Source organism: Kitasatospora setae KM-6054 (genome assembly GCF_000269985.1).
Lineage (GTDB): Bacteria > Actinomycetota > Actinomycetes > Streptomycetales > Streptomycetaceae > Kitasatospora > Kitasatospora setae.
The window spans coordinates 959,614-977,848 of the sequence record NC_016109.1 but is presented as its reverse complement, the minus strand read 5'-3'; the positions used below and the strand labels follow the sequence as shown (position 1 = coordinate 977,848).

The window sequence follows — 18,235 nt, the reverse complement described above, 5'->3', positions numbered from 1 at the left end:
CCGGCACGGAGGGTGCTTCTCCGTACCGGCCCCGGCGTCCCTTCTCGCTGGCCGTGCTTCGGTGCCCGCGTCTCGCTGGCCGTGTCTCGGTGCCCGTGCCCGCCCTATGGCCGTCCCCCCGTCGTTCCGCGTGCGGAACGGCTCAGTTGCCCGACCACACCGTGGTGATGTTGCAGAACTCGCGGATCCCGTGACCGGACAACTCCCGTCCGTAGCCGGAGCGCTTGATCCCGCCGAACGGGAACGCCGGGTGCGAGGCGGTCATGCCGTTGAAGAACACGCCGCCCGCCCGCAGGTCGCGCACGCACCGCTCGCGCTCCGCGTCGTCCGTGGTCCAGACGTTCGAGCTCAGGCCGAACGGCGAGTCGTTGGCGACGGCGACGGCCTCGTCCAGGTCGGCGACCCGGTACACGGTGGCGACCGGGCCGAACGCCTCCTCGCGGTGGATCCGCATCCGGGGGGTCACCCCGGTCAGCACCGTCGGCAGGTAGTACCAGCCGGCCGCCAGCGCCGGGTCGTCCGGCCGGCCGCCGCCGCAGGCGACCGCCGCGCCGTGCCCGATCGCGTCCGCGACCAGCACCTCCAGGTCGGTGCGGCCCTGCTCGGTGGCCAGCGGGCCGACCTCGGTGCCGTCCGCCGCCGGGTCGCCGACCGTCAGCGCCCGCATCCGCGCCGTGAACGCGGCCAGGAACTCCTCGTACACGTCCGTGTGCACGATGAAGCGCTTCGCGGCGATGCAGGACTGCCCGTTGTTCTGCACCCGGGCCGTCACCGCCCGCTCGGCCGCCGCCGCGACGTCCGCCGAGGGCAGCACCAGGAACGGGTCGCTGCCGCCCAGTTCCAGCACGGTCTTCTTCACCTCGTCGCCGGCGATCGCCGCCACCGACCGGCCCGCGCCCTCGCTGCCGGTCAGCGTCACCGCCGCGATCCGCTCGTCCCGGATCACCGCCTCCACCGCGCCCGAGCCGATCAGCAGCGTCTGGAAGCACCCCAGCGGGAACCCGGCGCGGGCGAACAGCTCCTCCAGCGCGAGCGCCGTCCGCGGCACGTTCGAGGCGTGCTTGAGCAGGCCCACGTTGCCCGCCATCAGGGCCGGCGCGGCGAACCGCACCACCTGCCAGAACGGGAAGTTCCACGGCATCACCGCCAGCACCGGCCCCAGCGGCCGGTACCGCACGTACGCCGACGCACCGCCCGAGTCCGCGACGTCCGCCGCCGCCGGGTGCTCGTCGGCCAGCAGGTCCTCGGCCCGGTCCGCGTACCAGCGCATCGCCTTCGCGCACTTCGCGGCCTCGGCCCGGGCCTGCGTCAGCGGCTTGCCCATCTCCAGCGTCATCGTCCGGGCGACCTGCTCGTTCGCCTGCTCCAGCAGTTCCGCGGCCCGGTGCATCAGCTCGGCGCGGTGCGCGAAGGTGGTCAGCCGCCAGGACTCGAACGCGGACTGCGCGCGGGCCAACCGGCGCTCCACGGCCGCTTCGTCCAGCGGATCGAAGACCTCGACGGTACGGCCGTCGGCCGGATTGACGGTGGCGATGGCCATCGGGCCACTCCCTCCTCGACTGCCGCCCGGCCAACCGGGCGGGGGCGGACATCGAGGGGAGCGAGGAGGTGGAGACAGGAATCGAACCTATGTACGCGGCCCTGCAAGCCGCTGCCTCGCCTCTCGGCCACTCCACCAGGCTCCCTCGCGTGACTCAAAAGCTAGCAGCGGGCCGCGCGCGAGCGGGCATCCAACCCACCCCGAACTCACCCAAATGCCATGGAAGGGAAGAAGTGTGACAAACGGGCCGGAGATCATCGAATCATCTTCTGATGATGGTCGGACCAGCCGACTACCCTGGGGTCCGTGCAGATCGACGACCTCAAGCGCCTCCGCAGGGCCCGCGACACCATGGACCGCGACTACGCCGAACCCCTGGACGTCGCCGCCCTCGCCAAGGTCGCCCTGATGTCCGTCGGCCACTTCCAGCGCAGCTTCCGCGCCGCGTACGGCGAAACCCCGTACAGCTACCTGATGACCCGCCGGATCGAACGCGCCAAGGCGCTGCTGCGCCGCGGCGACCTGTCCGTCACCGACGTCTGCATGGCCGTCGGCTGTACCTCGCTGGGCTCGTTCAGCACCCGGTTCACCGAACTCGTCGGCGAGAGCCCCAGCGCCTACCGGGCCCGCGACCACAGCGCCGCCGAACACATCACCGCCTGCGTCGCGATGTACCTGACCCGCCCCATCCGGGGCACCGACACCGGCCGGCCGCAGCAGGCGCCCGAGCGGGCGCCGTCCGCCGGGGAGACCGGGCAGCGGATCAGGAGCGGAGAAGCGTCCGGCGGCGCGGATCAGTAGCGTCGGGGGCATGGACATCAAGCTCTCGCAGTGCTTCATCGCCGTCGACGACCACGACGCCGCCCTCGGCTTCTACCGGGACGCCCTCGGCCTGGAGGTGCGCAACGACGTCGGCTTCGAGGGGATGCGCTGGGTCACCCTCGGCTCCGCCGCCCAGCCGGACGTCGAGGTCGTGCTCGAACCCCCGGTCGCCGACCCCGGCGCCACCGCCGCCGACCGCCAGGCCGCCGCCGAACTGCTCGCCAAGGGCCTGCTGCGCGCCGTCAACTTCCGCACCCCCGACTGCGACGCCACCTTCGAGCGGATCCGCGCCACCGGGGCCGACGTGCTCCAGGAGCCGATGGACCAGCCCTACGGCGTCCGCGACTGCGCCTTCCGCGACCCGGCCGGCAACATGGTCCGCTTCGCCCAGCCCCGCCAGTAGCCCCGCACCGGGCGCGCCTGGCACGCCAGGCGCGGGCCGGCGCGCCCGGGCCTCAGCCCGCCAGCAGCGGATAGTGGTCGGACAGGTCGGTGTACGTGTACGAGGTGCCCCAACTGCTCACCGTCCAGGGCGCGCTGTGGAACCGGTGCACCGTGTTGGCGTACTGCTGCGGGCGGGCGTGGTCGGCCCGGTACAGCACGTAGTCCAGGTCCTCCTTCGGCTCGCCCGGGTACCGGTAGGCCGCGATCGAGTTGTCGGCCGGGTCGAAGGAGTTCGCCCAGCCGGTGCGGGCGGTCGCCGGGGCCAGGCCGCCGTTGGCCAGCAACGCCGGGTACTCGCCGCCGTGCGAGTCGATGTTCAGGTCGCCCGCCAGCACGACCGGCTCGCCCGCCGGGATCCGCTTGGCGTCCAGGAACGCCCGCACCGCCCGCAACTGCCGCGCCCGGACGTCCGCGGCCTGCCCGCTCGCGCAGCCCGGGTCGGTGGACTGCAGGTGCGTGCCGACCACGTGGGTGAGCTGCCCGTTCACGTCGATCTCCGCGTAGGCGAACCCCTTGTTCGACCACCGGTCCGACCCGCACGCGTCCTTGAACACGTACTGTTCCTTGCGCAGGATCGGCCACCTGCTGAGCAGCAGCACCCCGCCGTCCTCCGGCGTCGCGCCGCTGTAGCCGCCGGACGTCGCGTCCCACCCGGACGTCGAGCGGCCCACCACCGGCGTCCGGTACGGGTACGCGGCGGACGCTTTCGCCGCCAGCGCGTCCGAGGCCGCGTTGTCGAACGCCTCCTGCAGGACGACCACGTCGTGGCCCTGGAAGAAGTCCGCGCCCGCGATGGCCTGGGCGCGCTGCGCCTGGCCCCAGTTCGGGTACAGCGAGGTGCTCATCAGGAAGGTGTTGTAGCTGAGCACGTCCAGCGGGGCGACGGCGGCCGGCGCGGTCTCGGCGTGCGCGAGGGTCTGAGTGGACGTCAACAGGCTTGCGGCGATGGCGAGTACGGCGGCGGTGCGGGCGGCGCGGAGGGCGGACACGGAGGCTCCGGGGGTGAGGGGCGGTCGATGTTGTGCAGTCAACTCGGGCCCGCGTGACGCGGACAAGACAGCGGGCGGCGGGTGGGTGAACTCGACCGAAACACCACCTACCGGCGAGTAGGGACCGGCCGGAAGGAGGCGTCAACCCAAGGTTGACACTCGCGCGACTGTCAACCTAAGGTTGCCTCATGGCTGACACCACCGGAGCGAAGAAGCCCTCCATCCGGCTCGACGACCTGATCGAGGGCATCAAGAACTCGTACCCCGAAGCGCTCGACCAGCTCTCCAACGCGGTGCTGGTCGCCGACCACCTCGGCGACGTCGCCGACCACCTGATCGGCCACTTCGTCGACCAGGCCCGCCGCTCCGGCGCGTCCTGGACCGACATCGGCCGCAGCATGGGCGTCACCCGGCAGGCCGCCCAGAAGCGCTTCGTCCCCAAGGACCCGGGCGAGGTCACCGAGATCGACACCGCACAGGGCTTCAACCGCTTCACCCCGCGCGCCCGCAACGTGGTGATGGCCGCCCACCAGGCCGCCAAGGACGCCCGCAACGACGAGGTCCGCACCGAGCACCTGGTGCTCGGCCTGCTCGCCGAACCCGAGGGCCTCGCCACGGCCTACCTCGTCACCAGCGGCGTCCCGCTCGACACCGTCCGGGAAGCCGCGCTGGCCGCCCTCCCGCCCGCCGTCGAGGACGCCCCCGAACTCGTCCCCTACGACGCCGGCGCCAAGAAGGCCCTGGAGCTCACCATGCGCGAGGCCCTCCGCCTCGGCCACAACTACGTCGGCACCGAACACCTGCTGCTCGCCCTGATCGAGCACGAAGCCGGCGACGGCATCCTCACCTCCCTCGGCCTCGACAAGACCGCCGCCGAGACCGAGTTCCTCGCCACCCTCGCCCAACTCACCCCCGAGGGCTGACCGTTCACCCGCCCCCCGATACCCCGCGAGCGGCGGGGCCGCCCAGGACGGGAGCGGCCCTGCCGCTCCCGGTCGTGCCTATCGCCCGAGCGCGGCGAGCAGGTGCGCGGCCAGCCGGCCCGAGGAGGCCGGGTTCTGGCCGGTGTACAGGTTGCGGTCGGCGGTGGTGAACGGCAGCAGCGGGAGGCGGCCCTTGACGTAGTGGGCGCCCTCGGCGCGCAGCCGGTCCTCCAGCAGCCAGGCGGCCTTGCGACCGAAGCTGTTCAGCTTCTCCTCGGTGTTGGACAGCGCGGTCATCCGGTAGCCGGCGAACGGCCAGGAGCCGTCCGCGTCCCGGGCCGCCAGCAGCGCCGCCGGGGCGTGGCAGAGCAGTCCGAGCGGACGGCCGGAGCGCAGCGCGCGGGTCAGCAGCGCGCCGGAGACCGGGTCGTGCGAGAGGTCCTCCATCGGGCCGTGGCCACCGGGGTAGAAGACGGTGTCGAAGTCGTCCGGGTCGATGCCGTCCAGCGCGGCCGGGTGGGCCAACTCGTCCCGGATCGAACCGAGATAGGCCGCGACCTCGCGCAGCGTGCCGGGCAGTCCGGCGGTGCGCGACATGCTGAGCCGGTCCAGCGTGGGCGGCGTCCCGCCCGGGGTGGCCAGTGTGATCCGCCAGCCCGCCGCCGCGAACTCCCGGTGCGGAACGGCGAGTTCCTCACCCCAGAAGCCGGACGGGTGGCGGGTGCCGTCGCGCAGCGTCCAGTGGTCGGCGGCGGAGACGACGAAGAGGGCGCGGCCGGGTGCGGTCATGTCCGGAGACTCCAGGGATGCGGGTGCGGGTGCGGTGGCGGGTGCGCCGACGAGCCTGTCGGCACCGAAGCTACGGCCGCCGGGAGCGGAACCGGCCGACGGCGCGCCGGGCGTCGCGGGACGCCGGGCCGGGGGCGGGGCCGGGTGCGGGTTCAGGCGGCGGGCCGGGCGGCGAGCCACTCGCGGTAGCGGCGCAGCGCCCTGTGCTGCTGCACCTGCTCGGCGAGCAGCGCCACGGCCGGGCGGGTGCGGGGCGCGGGGGAGCGGCCGTCGGCGAGGCGGCGCAACTGGTGCCGGACGAGGGCCATGCTCGCGGCGGACGCCAGCGCCTTGTCCGACCAGGTGACCGGCCGCAGCGCGCCCGCCGCCTCGGCGCCGGCGCCCCAGCGGTGCGGCAGGTCGGGGGTGACGGCGAGCGCGGTGCCCAGGCCGACCACGGCGACGCCGTCCGCGAGGACCTGTTCGGCGCTCGGGCGCCGGGTGATGCCGCCGGTGAGCATCAGCGGCAGCGGGCTGGTGCGGACCAGGTCGGCGGCCAGGTCGAGGAAGTACGCCTCGCGGGAGCGGGTGCGCGCGTCGGCCGGGCGGCCGGTCATCGCGGGGCTCTCGTAGCTGCCGCCGGAGAGCTCGACCAGGTCGACGCCGAGCGGGGCGAGCAGCGCGATCACCTCGCGGGCGTCGTCGGTGTCGAAGCCGCCGCGCTGGAAGTCCGCCGAGTTGAGCTTGACCGCGACGGCGAACGCGGCCGGCACGGCGTCCCGGACGGCGCGCACCACGTCCAGCAGCAGCCTGGCGCGCCCGGCGGGGGAGCCGCCCCAGGCGTCGGTGCGGGTGTTGACCAGCGGGGAGAGGAACTGCGAGAGCAGGTAGCCGTGCGCGGCGTGGATCTCCACCCCGTCGAACCCGGCCTCGGCGGCGCGCCGCGCGGTGGTGGCGAAGCGCTCGACGGTCGCGGCGATCTGCGCGGGCGTCATGGCGGTGGGGCGGCCGAAGCGCCCGCTGTGCCGCCCGAGGTCGACGCCCCGGTCGGTGGGGCCCCACACCACGCCCGGGAGCCCGGACGGGACCTGCCGGCCCGGGTGGTTGATCTGCATCCAGGCCGCGCTGCCGCCGGACTTCGCGGCCCGGGCCCATGCGGCGAACGGCTCCAGCGGCGCGGCGGCGTCCAGCACCACGCCGCCGGGGCCGGTCAGCGCCTCGGCGTGCACCATCACGTTGCCGGTGATCAGCAGCCCGCTGCCGCCCGCCGACCAGGCCCGGTAGAGGTCGAACAGCCGCCGGTCGGGGAGCTGCCCGGGGCCGGCCAGGTTCTCCTCCATTGCGGCCTTCGCGATCCGGTTCGGCAGGGTCGCGCCCGAGGCCAGGCGCAGCGGGGCGAACAGTTCGTCGCTCATCGAAGGGTGTTCCTCGTCCTCGACTAGAATGTTTACACCACTCACATTAGGTGGGTGATGTAAGCACCGCAAATATCAGGATGGGTGACGCATGCCACAGCAGACCGGCCCCTACCACCACGGCGACCTGCGCGCCGCCTGCCTGCGCGCCGCCCACGACCTGCTGGAACGGGACGGCAGCGGCTCCCTCTCGCTGCGTGCCGTCGCCCGCGAGGCCGGCGTCTCGGCCACCGCCCCCTACCGCCACTTCGCCGACCGCGACGCGCTGCTCTCCGCCGTCGCCGCCCAGGGCTACCGGGCCCTCGCCGCCCAACTCGCCGCCACCCACCCGGCCCCCCGTGACCCCGACGACCTGGCCGCCGTCGCCGCCGCGTACGTCCGCTTCGCGGTCGACCGGCCCGCGCTGTTCCGGGTCATGTTCGCCGAACCCTGCGACCCCGCCGACCCCGAGCGCGCCGCCGCCACCGCCGCGATGTGGGACTACGTCGGCGCGATCGTCCGCGAGGTCTTCCCCGGCGCCGACCCCGACCCGATGGCCACCGCCGTCTGGGGCCTGGTCCACGGCCTCGCCTTCCTCCACCTCGACGGCAAACTCGACCCCACCGACCCCGCCGCCACCGACACCCGCGTCCGCACCGCCGTCCGCGCCCTGCTCGGCGCCGGCACCCGACCGGCGCCCGCCCGGACGTCCACGGAGTGAAAAGGCTTTGACGCCGCGTCAGCCCGGCCGGTTCGCTGCTGCCCACGAAGATCCCGAACGGATCCCGGGACGGATCCGGAGCGAACGGAGCGGACATGGGTTACCGGCTGGAAGGCCCCGTGCTGGAGGGCACCCGGGTGCGGCTGGAGCCGCTGGAGCAGCGGCACGCGCCCGACTTGGCGCGGGCGGCAGAGGAGAGCCGCGACAGTTACGGGTTCACCTGGGTGCCGCGCGCCGACGAGGTCGCCGACTACATCACCACCCAGCACGGGCGCGTCGCCACCGGCCGGCTCGCCCCGTACGCGCAGATCTCGCTGGCCACCGGCCGGGCCGTCGGCGCCACCGCGTTCTGGGAGCCGCGCACCCTGCCCGACACCGACGTGCTGTACGCCGTCGAGGTCGGCTTCAGCTGGCTCGCGGCCTCCGCGCAGGGCACCGGCATCAACGCCGAGTCGAAGCTGCTGCTGTTCCGGCACGCCTTCGAGCAGTGGAACGTCCGCCGGGTCGACCTCAAGACCGACGCCCGCAACGAGCGCTCCCGCGCCGCCATCGCCTCCGTCGGCGCCCGCTTCGAGGGCGTCCTGCGCAACTGGTCGCGCTCCTGGGCCCCGGCGAGGACGGCGCCCTGCGGGACGCGGCGATCTTCTCGATCACCGACGACGAGTGGCCGCAGGTGAGCACCGCCCTCCAGGAGCGCGTCGCCCGCTACCAGAACTGACGGCGGGCGGGTGGGGGCGCTCCCCGGAAGTGGGCCTCCAAGGCGTCCGCGCTGGCCAGGGTGTCCGGGTGCCGCACGCCGAGCGCGGCCGTCCGACCTGCAACGGCCGCCTCGAAATGCTGCTTCGCCAATGCGTCCTGACCGCTCTCCGCGTAGGCGAAGGCAAGCCGGTCCAGGGTGGAGAGCGCGTCGGGATGATCGGCGCCCAGAGAGTCGGCCTGGGCGTCGAGGAGCCGCAGCAGGTCGTTCACCGGTTTCACCGGATGGTGGAAGGCCAGCTGCACCGCAGCCTTGAGGGAGCGGATCCGAAGCGCCAGCTGGTCGTGCTGTCCGGCCTCGGCGCTTTTCTGCAGCGTGGTCAGGTCGGCGAGGAGGGTCCGGCCGTCGTCGGTGTGAGGGCTGGCCAAAAGCATGTTCAGCGCGCTGGAGATGGCGTCGCGGTGGTGCTCGGCCTGGTGCCGTCGACGCCATCGGTGGGCGGTGGCGGCGTAGCGCCAAGCTCGCGGGTCCCCGATCCGGCGGGCGGCCTGGGAGAGGAGGTCGAGCAGGCGCAGCCGAAGCTGCAGCGGCACGCTGGGTGAGTTCACCCGGCCCGGCTGCCAACTGGCGCGGAGGGCCGACAGCCGCTCGTGGGCCTCTTGGTAGCGGCCGTGGAGCAGCAAGTAGCTGGCGGCCCCGAGCAGGCAGTAACGGCCCTGGAGAGAGAGCACGTTCGCCGGGTCCACCGCCAGGAGCGACTCCAGGCACTTCGCCCAGCAGGCTCGATCAGACCACCTGGCTTCACCTTCGTTGAGGGGGAGGCTGTTCAACAGCATGGACTCGGCCAGCTCGGAAAACCGGGGGAGGGGGCCCGGGCCGAACAGGAACAGCGTCAGATCGCCTTTCAGCGGTGTCATCTCGAATCGATCGCCACGCTCTTGGACGAGACCGCGCTGCCCCAGGGATCGGTACTCCTTGCGTACTTGGTAAGGGGGAGGCGGTTGCCGGTTCGCCGGCAGCGTGAGGGCCGCCGGGCGCCACAGGGAGCGCTGCGGCTGCATGCTCGTGCCCGGAACCGTCAGCGGCCCGCCACGTAGGACGGCGAGTGCTCCCAGGAGGTCGTGCGCCAACGGACTGACGGACGATGCCAGGGCCGCGAGGTCCTTCTCGATTTCGGCCAGCAGCGATGACGGGTGATCGTCCGGGCCCTCGCCGCCGAACACCACGTGAGGGTACTGCCTGGCGGTGCGGAGGAAGCTTTCGATGGGCAGGTCCCGGCGGAGGCGACGGAGGAACGCGACGGCGTGCCTGAGTGCCAACGGCGTGTCGTCGAGGTATTCGGCGGCCTGTCCGGCGTCCCTGCCGGACAGACCCCTGACGGAGTGTGTCAGGTACTCGACGGACTGAGAGCGGGTGAAAACTCCGACCGGTACGACGAGATCCGGCAGCGCCCACTGAGTGCCGTGGCGGGAGGTGGCGACGACCTGGACTCCGGAGTCCCGCAGGATGTCCGGAATATCGTCGGGACCGAGATCGACGGTGGGCAGCAGGACGACGGGCCGGGGCAGCCGGGGGAGCTTCGTCGCCACGAAATTTTCCAACTGCCATGCCAGATCCCCGACCGGCTCGGGAGCCCAGGTGTAAGGCCACAGCTGTCTGGCAGCGAGCGCGGCGGACAACTCCTGGCGGACCAGGGAGCTCTTTCCGACTCCGATTCCCCCGACCAGTACCACCACGCATGCGTGTTCGAGATAGGACAGCACCTGGGACACGAGCTGCGGGCGATCGATCCGGATCCGGACTTGATGCGCTCTGGTCGGCGTCATGCGGTGCGTTCCTCCGTGGCTCTGGCAGTCGGCACGCTGGTGATTCCCGCAGGGCCGGATGAATGATGAACGAGGCCGGAGGGCCGGGGTTACGTCAACGCACGTCCGCGTACCAACTCGTTTCAGTACTGAGGTAGTCGAGGCTGACCCACTCCTGAGCGAGCCGCTCGCCTCGAAGTAGTAGGGCTTCGGCTTTCGCACGGTGCTGAGGAGCCAGCCAGTCGGTGATCCGACGGGCCTCCGCGGGAGTGATCCGGGCCTCCTTGGGCATGGCTTTCCCGGGATGGCCGTGGCGTAGCAGCATGTCGTAGAGGCCGACCGCGGGCCGGATGGAGTCCAGCCAGGGAAGCCTCCGTCGGAGCGCTCCCAGTGGAATGCGCAGACCGGTGGCATCGAGGTCGCCGAAATACACCACGTGGGATATTCCGTCCTGCGGGCCGATGCTGCCGACGGAGGCGGTGAAGGTGTTTCCGATGCCCCAGGCCACGTGTCCGATGCCGTGGTCGATGTGCTTGAGCATGTGGGAGAGCGACCAGTAGGTCGTGGCGTTCTCGATCACCAGGAGGCCGCGTCCCGGTCCGGTCCGGTGGTATCCGCTCTCCTCGTCCAGAGGGACGGTGTCGAATGCGCGGGTGAGTAGCGGAGGGTCCACGTGGAAGGCGTTGATCAGTGGCATCAGTTCGGCCGGGTCGGACAGCATCGGCTTGGGCTTCAAATCATCGAAGACCTTCTCCCCGGGGTGCTTGGCCTGCTGGAAGAAGGGATCCCGGCCGAAGATCTTCAACGCCCGCTCGCGGACGGGCAGGGCGAGCCCGCTCTGCCCGCCGAGGAACCAGCTGTTCATCGCCGAATAGGCGGCACGGATGGGAGGAGTGGTGTAGTGCATCCCCCAGTAACGGGAGGCCCACGACATGAAGCTGTGCCACACCGGCTCCGGCGGAACGATTCGTACGGTGGAACGGAACGGCATCAGGTGCGTCCGGAGCGGCAGCGATGACTTCTCCCGGTCCGTCCTGGAAGCGGAGTAGACCACCTTCTCATGGGCCTTGAGCTCTTCCAGGTACTCCATGAGGGGATCCCGGCGGTAGCTGCGTTGGAGCTCGGGCGGGAGGGAGAGTTTCCGGGCGGCGGCGAGGAGGTCGTTGGTCGTCAGGGTCGTGCGCCGGGTACCGGCCCATCCGGCTTCCGCGGCCCGGGTGCGCAGCGCCTCCAGCAACTCCGCCGCTTGTCTGCTCAGTTCCTCCTGAGAGTGGTCACTCTGCTCCGCCATCACCGACGCTCTTTTCCTTGGAGAAGTACCGGGCCGCGCTGATGATGCTGTGCCCGTCGGATCGGATGAGTTGGTCGTCCAGGTAGCGGCCGAAGACGTCCTCCACGGAGAGGTACTTCCGTTTGGCGCGGAGGTCCGCGTCGTTCCGCATCCTGATGACCAGAGGAAAAGCATTCAGCACGGTGGTGTCGAAAATCCCGGTGGTGTAGACGAGTTGAACGCCGAGGGAAGTCGCGATCGACTGCTGCAGGCGTAGCAGGTAGGCGGCGGAGGCCCGTCCGATCGGATTGTCCAGGAAGAGCGTGCCGGAGTGGTGGTTCCCCAATCGGCCACGGTCGTTCGCGCGGAGCGCCGCCATGGTGCAGTAGAGGATGATCGCGGTGGTGAGGATCTGCCCGCCGGAGAACACCGACCGGATCTCCGAGACGGGAACCCGCTCGGCCCGCAGCACCGCGTCCGGTTTGAGGATGGATACCGTGAACCCCTCCGGAGCGGCGGCACTCGCCACCCCGCGGAGAATCATGGAGGTGCCGGAGCGGCGTAGCTCACGGCCCGACTCGAGGGCCTTCACCGTCTCCTGGGCGAGGTCGTCGACGATCTCGCCCATGCGGTCGTGGAGCACTGCTTCGTTCGGTTCCTTGAACCTGATCTGCAGGAACTGCTGTCCGGACCAGTCCCCCAATCCCTTGGGCAGACGGGAGAACCGCTGGGCGCGCTTCAGGATCTGCAGTGCTTCGCGGACCTGCTGCGCGAACTGGTTGACGATCTGGGTGCGGTGCCGGTCGATCTTCGACAGGTCGTCGGTCAGCGATCGGAGCCGGCGGGTCATGGCGGCGGCCCACTCCGCGGCGAAACCGGGCAGTTCGCCGCGATCCGTGTTCAGCATGATCTGGTGGCTGGCTGTCCCCAGCAGGAGGAACCGCTGCTGCCCGGCATGCCGGGCGAGGCTGTCGGCCTGCTTCCGCTCGGCCTCCTGTGCGACGGCCGCCCGCCGCTTGGCCTCGTCGTAAACTCCCCGGACCGTACGGTGCCGCGACTGCGCGACTTCCAACTCCCCTTCGAAGGGGTGCGCGTCGATCAACTCGGCAGGCTCGGCGGCAGCGAACTCGGGCCACTCCGCGTGGAACACGGTGAACGACCGATGAGACTCCTTGGCCGCGGCCAACGCATGCCCCAACTGGATCCGATGGGCCTCCATCTCCCGTAGGGTCTGAGCGGCCGCGTCGCGCGCGGACTTCGCTTCGGTGATCTGCCGAACGCCGTGGGAGATGTGCCGCGGTTGCTCGAACGGGGAGAGGTCGACTGCCTCGGCGGGAACCGGGAAGCGCTCGTACTCCTCGCGGCGGATGGTCAGTTTGGCCTGCAACTCGGCGGCGCGTTTGGCGAGTTCCGGAGCGGCCAGCTCGGCGAGCCGGTACGCGGCCTCCCGGGAAGCATGGTCGGTGCCTTCGGGCGAGGCCAGTAGTTCATGGGCGCGTTTCCGTACATCGGCCGGTCGGCGCTTGAGTTTGCTTTCCAGCTCCGTGCTCTCCTGCTCCGCCCGACGGAGATCCACCAGCAACTGATCGCCGACAGAAGCCCGCAGGTACGTCTCGGCGGCGCTCGCATGGATGCTCCGCAATACCTCCAGCGGCTCGGTGGGTTGCTGGTCCGCAGGAACGGGGGCAACCGTTCCGAGAGTCGTCGACTCTTCGGTGAGCCGGCTCACCGAAGCGCGGTGTCCGTCGGCCTGGCGCACCAGGTCGGCGGCCCGGGCGCGGAACCGTACGGCGGACTCCTCGGCCGCGCGGGCGATGCCGCGTTCTTGCTCGGCTGCGGTCTTCTCCCGTACGACGACCTCCTGCCAGGCGGGGATTTTCGTTTCCCGGGCGGCGAGTTCCGCGAGTTGAGCGGCCGTCTTCTCCAAGCCGGGTTGAGCCGACCGCAGTGGTTTGACAGCGGCTTTCACCGCGGTGCGCCGCTCGCCGATCTGGTCGAGGGTTCCCTGCAGCGTCTTCACCTCGAGTTCGCCGGAGGCAGCCTGTTCGGTGGCCGTATCCAGTTCCGCCTGCAACTCGGTGAGCCGCCCCGGGGGGAAGGTCTTTCGCCACTCCCGGAGCCTGACCAGGAGGGCGGCGGCGGAGTCCCGGTACGTCGAGCGTTCGGCCAACAACTGCTGTCGGTGGGCATGCTGCTGCTGTAGCCGCCGGCGCTCGGCGTCTGCGGCCTGCTCGTCGTAGAGCGCGGGGTGCGGAGGAACGACGAAGTCCACGCCGCCGGGGGGCGAAAACTCCGCGGCCATGGCCGCGGTGGTGCTGACCGGCAGATAGCCGATCGGGTGCAGTTCGCTCGCTCCGAGCAGTTCCTGGGCCCTGGGCAACTGCGCCGGATCGTTGAGCAGTACACCGACGGCGAGGTGCGGCAGTTTCTCGGCCAGGGCGCGGCGCCGGCCCACATCGGGAATCGCGGCCAGGTACTGCCACCCCGTCCAGGCGGTGATTCCCTCGTCCGCCAGGGCACTCCGTGCCTGCACGGTGTCCGGTCCGGCGGGCAGCAGTTCGTTGGTCTCCAACGCGGTGCGCCGGGGTTCGTCCTGCTCGTCGGCAACCTGGAGCTTGACGATCGTTTGGGCGGCTCTGCCGTGCGCTTCGACGAGTGCGGTGATCAGGGTGTCGGCCGCCGTGTCCAGCGCATCCGCAGGGTATCCGAGCAACTCGGTGAACGCCGGGTCGGTGCGGAGCGCGTCGGTGCGGGCGCTCGCATCGCGGAAATCGCGGTCCGCGTTGTCACGGCGCCGCACTTGTTCGGCGTGCCGGGCCTGGCCGGCTTGCAGGGCGAGGAGCGCCTGCCGGTGGTCCTGTTCCAGCTGGTCGTCCTCGGCCTCCAGCACGGAGATCCGGACGGCGTTGGCCTCTGCCGCCGCTGTCGCCTGCTCCAGGGCGGCCGAGACCGGAGTGGCGACCGGGAGCAGCCCCGACGCGGTGGCGGCGTCAATGGCCTCCCGCACTTCGCGGATGAGCTTCTCGGTCGCCGCGACTGCCGAGTCGTGCCTGGCAGCCCGAGCGACAGCCTGGTTGTGGCTTTCCTGAGCGGTCCCCGCCTGCTCGATGCTCTCTGCTGCCGACTTCTCAGCGGTTTCGGCCTGGCGAGCCAACGTCCGCGTAGCGGTGTCCAGTGCTGCGGCGAGCCGGGATGCGGCGTGGTCACGGGCGATCAGGGCAGGTCGGGCGGCTTCCTCGGCGGCCTCGACCACGGCGCGCATGTCCTTGAGGCGCTGTGCGGAGGCGAGGTGGTCGAGCAGCGTGGGCATGACCTCCCAGGCTTTGACGGTCCGCGCGGCCAGTGCGGCGTCCTGTTCGGCCTTTGCGCAGTCGCCGACCGCCTCTTCCAACCGCAGACCCGCGACCAGGCGTTCCAGTTCCGCCGTCACCGCGCAGAGCCCGGAGTGCTCCCGTTGCTCCTGGGCGAGGTCGACGACGAGTTGCCCGATCTCGGTGTCCAGCCTCCGGACTGTCTCGGCTTCGGCTGCGGCCCGTGCCTCCAGCCCCTTCAGGAGTACGGCCATCTCCCGGGCCGCGCCGCGTTTGTGCCGTCTGGCTTCTTCGGCATCGCTCCGGGTCTGGGCCAGTTCAGCGAGGATGCCGACCGATCCCTCGACGAACTCGCGTTCCAGAACGAGTTGGCCGCGTTGGCTCACCTGTCCCGCGTAGGTGTCGAGCAACTCCGCGAGGTGGCGAGGCGGGTCGGTAGGCAGCACGGCGTTCAGCAGGAACGTGACGAACGCGGCGCTGCTGGTGAAGGAGAACGCCTCGGCGGCTTCGCCCTCGTCGGCGTTCATGCTGCGTTGGTAGCGGAACAGCTCCGGGTCGAGCCCGAGGTCGGTGAGGCGGTCCGTCCACTCGCGGTGCCGGTCGAACTGGTCGTACTCCATTCCTGGATCACTGTCGGCGATCTTGAGCGCCTCCAGGTAGGAGGTCAAACGGAGGTAACGGTTGTCGTCGGCAGTGGGCAGGTTCTCCAGGCCGAGGGCGGCAGTGGGGCGGAAGTGGTACCACCGTTCGACGAGGTTGCGGGAATCGGAGCTGGGCCTCAGGTCCCTCCATTCGGAAACCTTGCCAGTGATCAGTCGCCGCCCGCTCCGCACGTGGGTCCACTCGAGCACGACGTGGGCGGTGTCGCCTTCCAGGACGAATCGCTCCAGGACGCCGCCGGCCGCCGAGCCCAGAGCGTTCCGGCGCCCGGGCAGGACGACGGAGAAGATCAGCTTCAGCAGGACCGATTTGCCGCCGCCGTTCTCGAGGAACAGCACGGTCGCGGGTGAGGGGCGTCTGGCGGTCGTCCCGGTTCCGAAGAACGCCAACTGGTCGTCCGCCACCGGGCGGCCGACTCCGCTGAGGTCGAGCAGCACGTCCTGGTAGCGGGCTCCGGCCGGTCCGACGGATTTGAGCAGGACGCGGGAGAGTTCATACATCGGTGGTCACCTGCGCCGAACTGTCGATCGTGGTGTCGGGGAGCGTGCCGATCCGCAAGGTCCCTTCCGGCTCGGTGATGGCGGGTACGACTTCCAGGTTCAGCAGCTCCTGGAAGGCCGAAGTGGAAGCCAGTTCGCGGATCTGGACGGTGTAGCGAGGCGTGCTGCGGTAGACGATCTCACCGTCGACTTCCGCGAGTTCCACCAGCAGACCCTGTTCGGTGAGAAACTTCAGCACACGGCCGATGATGCTGGTGGTGGAGTTCAACGATGCACGCTTGTCCTTGGTGCTGGACACCGGAGGCCGCCGCGAGTACGCGCGCCAGGCACGCTCCAGTTCGGGGGTGTCGGTGGGAGCGTCGAGGGAGTGCTCGACCTGTTCGGAGCGGGCCTTGAGCTTGCGGCAGATCTCTCGGACGGTCTGGTCCACGACGCGTGCGGTGACCCGTCCGGTGTACTCGTCATCGGCCAGATCGGCGGGGCGCGGATAGACCAGCGCCGCCACAGCGAGGTGGATGATGCCATGGAGGACCCGCTCATTGGGTTTCTGTGCCGCTACCGAGCGGGAGTAGTCCTCCATCCGGATCTCGAACACGGAGCCTTCGGTGGAGGCGAGTACCACGCCGGTCTCGGGGGACACCTTGACCACGCGCAGGCCGAGGCCGGCCGCGATCCGCGTGGTCAGGAGCTGGAAGCCCTCGTCCTCGCGGTGCCGCCTCACCAGGTCCTGGTAGTCGGTGTCCTGAGTGGGGTGATACCTCGGCCTCAGGCCGAAGCCGATCAACTGCGCGGCTTCCTCAGCGGTGTACGCGGTCGTGCTGTCGATCATGAGGGGTTCTCCTCGTCGGCGAGGCCGTCGGTGTCGTGCGAGTCCGCGTCGTCCGGGAGGCCCAACAGTGCGATCTGAAGCAGCAGGTCGTCCCCGCCGAACCGTGGAGTGTCGAACTCGTCCCCGGTCCGGACGGCGATCAGCGCATGAGGGTCTCCTCGGTCGACGTGCTGGCCGATCTGGGGACTGAACGCGTGAACCGCGCGGTGGAGCAGGAGGGCGGCGGCAGCGGGAGAGATCTCCTCGGCCTCGGCCAGTAGTCGGCTCAGCCGACGGGGCCGGCGGTGCAGGCTGAGGAGCGCATCGGTGGTGTTCCAGTCGTCCACCGAGAACGGCGCGTGGTCCTCGGTGCGTTGGATCTCCGGGTCAGGGATCTCGATTCCGAGGTGCTGTCGCTCGGGTGCGGGCCGGAGCAGCCGGGTGACGAACGAGGGGAGGCCGAGTGCGGACGTCCGCTTCAAACCCCCGGCATCACGGAAGAAACTGGTCCCGAGCTCCACCGCGTCCCGGATCGGGAGGCCGAGCATCGGAGTCAGCAACTGTCCGTGCAGGTCGATCGTGGCGGTCCGGGGAGGCTCGACGAACTGCTGCCTGTCCTGTTCCGAACGGAACAGCTCACCGGCCGTGAGCAGCCGTTTCTGCAACTGCATGTGGCGCCGGATGCAGTCACGGACGATCACCACCAGCTCGGCGGCCCGCTGCTTGTGCTGCTCGTCGTCCGACCGGTCGCGCGCCTCGCTGATGTTGGTCAGGATGTGGTGCTCGGCGTGGTAGCGCTGCTCGATGTGGTCGAGGGCCTCGCCGAGCAGCAGCGGAACCTCGTGCTCCCAGTCCACGGCCCTGACGTTGCGGGTGGTGGCCTCGAGGAGCTGGCGGAGCATCTCTCCGTACTGCACGGTACGGTACCTGGCTTGCTCGGCAGCCATCTTGGCCTCTGCCAGCCGGCCGCGTTTGATCAAGTTATCGAGCTTGACCTCGGCCGCGACCTGAGCGGATTGCACATCGGTGTCGAGCGCCCCGACCAGGACGTTGATGGCTTCGTCGGTGGCGCGAAGGTAGATCCTGTTGTCGGAGCCGGCCCGTTCCACCAGGAGGTTGAACTCGAAGGTGAAGCGTTGGTAGACACCGTTGTTGTCCACCGTGCCGTAGACCTGACTGAAGCTGCGGTCCACTGTCCCGACGTTGATCAGGCGTTGCAGGACGTGTAGGGCGATCTTGTGGTGTTCGTCGTCCGACCGGTCAGGAGCTTGAAGCGCGACGAAGCGTGAGGTCTGACTCAGTACACGATCCTGATCGGCGCCGGAGTCGAAGTCCATCGAGACGGTAACCTGGTCGATGGTGTGCAGTGCGACTTCGGCAAGCTGGTAGATCTCTGCATCGGCCCAGCGCAGGCTGCCCTTGTTCTCGTCCAGGGCCTGCAACGGGGCCGTGCAGGCAAGCGCCTTCATGCGGCGCGCCAAGCCCTCGTCCCACGAGTTCTTCGGTGAGGGGTTCTTGCTGTCGAACACAGAACGACACGTTAGTCACACGGTTGGGCTGCTGGTGCTGGAGATGCGGAAAAT

At 70.5% G+C, this 18,235-nt stretch carries 13 protein-coding genes, 1 tRNA gene and 1 pseudogene; 5 read left to right on the top strand and 10 right to left on the bottom strand.

All coding sequences use genetic code 11. The features are described from left to right. Positions 1-142: 142 nt before the first annotated feature. Both KSE_RS04275 and KSE_RS04270 read right to left on the bottom strand, forming a co-directional pair. Entirely contained in the window at positions 143-1,540 is a 1,398-nt protein-coding gene (locus tag KSE_RS04275) for an NADP-dependent succinic semialdehyde dehydrogenase (protein WP_014134042.1), read from the bottom strand. A 66-nt stretch (positions 1,541-1,606) separates the two neighbouring features. After that, positions 1,607-1,677 (bottom strand) — tRNA-Cys (locus tag KSE_RS04270). Between the two features lie 214 nt (positions 1,678-1,891). Between KSE_RS04270 and KSE_RS04265 the strand changes: the two genes are divergently transcribed. Next, positions 1,892-2,341: a helix-turn-helix transcriptional regulator gene (locus KSE_RS04265; RefSeq protein ID WP_081539811.1), complete on the top strand. Its 450-nt coding sequence runs from the start codon at positions 1,892-1,894 to the stop codon at positions 2,339-2,341. A gap of 10 nt (positions 2,342-2,351) precedes the next feature. Continuing rightward, a complete protein-coding gene (locus KSE_RS04260; RefSeq protein ID WP_014134040.1) occupies positions 2,352-2,765 on the top strand; it encodes a VOC family protein in 414 nt (137 codons plus the stop codon). A 52-nt stretch (positions 2,766-2,817) separates the two neighbouring features. Here KSE_RS04260 and sph read toward each other — a convergent pair whose 3' ends face one another. Next, on the bottom strand, positions 2,818-3,795 hold the full coding sequence (sph, locus tag KSE_RS04255) for a sphingomyelin phosphodiesterase (RefSeq protein WP_014134039.1): 978 nt from the start codon (positions 3,793-3,795) through the stop codon (positions 2,818-2,820). 188 nt (positions 3,796-3,983) lie between these two features. Here sph and KSE_RS04250 point away from each other — a divergent pair, with 188 nt between their 5' ends. Then, a complete protein-coding gene (locus tag KSE_RS04250; protein WP_014134038.1) occupies positions 3,984-4,718 on the top strand; it encodes a Clp protease N-terminal domain-containing protein in 735 nt (244 codons plus the stop codon). A 78-nt stretch (positions 4,719-4,796) separates the two neighbouring features. Here KSE_RS04250 and KSE_RS04245 read toward each other — a convergent pair whose 3' ends face one another. Continuing rightward, positions 4,797-5,507: a type 1 glutamine amidotransferase domain-containing protein gene (locus KSE_RS04245; protein WP_014134037.1), complete on the bottom strand. Its 711-nt coding sequence runs from the start codon at positions 5,505-5,507 to the stop codon at positions 4,797-4,799. A gap of 152 nt (positions 5,508-5,659) precedes the next feature. After that, positions 5,660-6,901 (bottom strand): NADH:flavin oxidoreductase/NADH oxidase family protein, encoded by a 1,242-nt coding sequence (locus KSE_RS04240; RefSeq protein ID WP_014134036.1) that lies wholly within the window; start codon positions 6,899-6,901, stop codon positions 5,660-5,662. 91 nt (positions 6,902-6,992) lie between these two features. Here KSE_RS04240 and KSE_RS04235 point away from each other — a divergent pair, with 91 nt between their 5' ends. Next, complete coding sequence (locus KSE_RS04235; protein ID WP_014134035.1) at positions 6,993-7,601, top strand: TetR/AcrR family transcriptional regulator; 609 nt, start codon at positions 6,993-6,995, stop codon at positions 7,599-7,601. A gap of 95 nt (positions 7,602-7,696) precedes the next feature. After that, a pseudogene (locus KSE_RS04230) lies at positions 7,697-8,319 on the top strand (GNAT family N-acetyltransferase). Here KSE_RS04230 and KSE_RS04225 read toward each other — a convergent pair. The 5 genes from KSE_RS04225 to KSE_RS04205 form a co-directional block, all read right to left on the bottom strand. Next, positions 8,307-10,124 (bottom strand): tetratricopeptide repeat protein, encoded by a 1,818-nt coding sequence (locus KSE_RS04225; protein WP_014134033.1) that lies wholly within the window; start codon positions 10,122-10,124, stop codon positions 8,307-8,309. The pseudogene KSE_RS04230 and the gene KSE_RS04225 overlap by 13 nt on opposite strands. 94 nt (positions 10,125-10,218) lie before the next feature. Further along, positions 10,219-11,394, bottom strand: coding sequence for a Wadjet anti-phage system protein JetD domain-containing protein (locus tag KSE_RS04220; protein WP_157850062.1), 1,176 nt, complete (start codon positions 11,392-11,394; stop codon positions 10,219-10,221). Then, positions 11,378-15,844 carry a coiled-coil domain-containing protein gene (locus KSE_RS42680; RefSeq protein ID WP_014134031.1) on the bottom strand — a complete coding sequence of 1,489 codons (4,467 nt, stop codon included), beginning with the start codon at positions 15,842-15,844 and terminating at the stop codon, positions 11,378-11,380. The genes KSE_RS04220 and KSE_RS42680 overlap by 17 nt, the downstream gene beginning before the upstream one ends. Continuing rightward, entirely contained in the window at positions 15,837-16,673 is an 837-nt protein-coding gene (locus KSE_RS04210; protein WP_014134030.1) for a membrane protein, read from the bottom strand. The genes KSE_RS42680 and KSE_RS04210 overlap by 8 nt, the downstream gene beginning before the upstream one ends. Beyond that, positions 16,670-18,121 (bottom strand): hypothetical protein, encoded by a 1,452-nt coding sequence (locus KSE_RS04205; RefSeq protein WP_051055691.1) that lies wholly within the window; start codon positions 18,119-18,121, stop codon positions 16,670-16,672. Before KSE_RS04205 ends, KSE_RS04210 begins: the two co-directional genes overlap by 4 nt. Positions 18,122-18,235 lie beyond the last annotated feature (114 nt).

What these genes read in the sequence shown, in the direction of transcription:
- KSE_RS04205 (WP_051055691.1), bottom strand. Translation starts at nt 18,121, where the DNA reads ATGAAGGCGCTTGCCTGCACGGCCCCGTTGCAGGCCCTGGACGAGAAC.
- KSE_RS04210 (WP_014134030.1), bottom strand. Translation starts at nt 16,673, where the DNA reads ATGATCGACAGCACGACCGCGTACACCGCTGAGGAAGCCGCGCAGTTG.
- KSE_RS42680 (WP_014134031.1), bottom strand. Translation starts at nt 15,844, where the DNA reads ATGTATGAACTCTCCCGCGTCCTGCTCAAATCCGTCGGACCGGCCGGA.
- KSE_RS04245 (WP_014134037.1), bottom strand. Translation starts at nt 5,507, where the DNA reads ATGACCGCACCCGGCCGCGCCCTCTTCGTCGTCTCCGCCGCCGACCAC.
- KSE_RS04240 (WP_014134036.1), bottom strand. Translation starts at nt 6,901, where the DNA reads ATGAGCGACGAACTGTTCGCCCCGCTGCGCCTGGCCTCGGGCGCGACC.
- KSE_RS04265 (WP_081539811.1), top strand. Translation starts at nt 1,892, where the DNA reads ATGGACCGCGACTACGCCGAACCCCTGGACGTCGCCGCCCTCGCCAAG.
- KSE_RS04250 (WP_014134038.1), top strand. Translation starts at nt 3,984, where the DNA reads ATGGCTGACACCACCGGAGCGAAGAAGCCCTCCATCCGGCTCGACGAC.
- KSE_RS04275 (WP_014134042.1), bottom strand. Translation starts at nt 1,540, where the DNA reads ATGGCCATCGCCACCGTCAATCCGGCCGACGGCCGTACCGTCGAGGTC.
- KSE_RS04225 (WP_014134033.1), bottom strand. Translation starts at nt 10,124, where the DNA reads ATGACGCCGACCAGAGCGCATCAAGTCCGGATCCGGATCGATCGCCCG.
- KSE_RS04220 (WP_157850062.1), bottom strand. Translation starts at nt 11,394, where the DNA reads ATGGCGGAGCAGAGTGACCACTCTCAGGAGGAACTGAGCAGACAAGCG.
- KSE_RS04260 (WP_014134040.1), top strand. Translation starts at nt 2,352, where the DNA reads ATGGACATCAAGCTCTCGCAGTGCTTCATCGCCGTCGACGACCACGAC.
- KSE_RS04235 (WP_014134035.1), top strand. Translation starts at nt 6,993, where the DNA reads ATGCCACAGCAGACCGGCCCCTACCACCACGGCGACCTGCGCGCCGCC.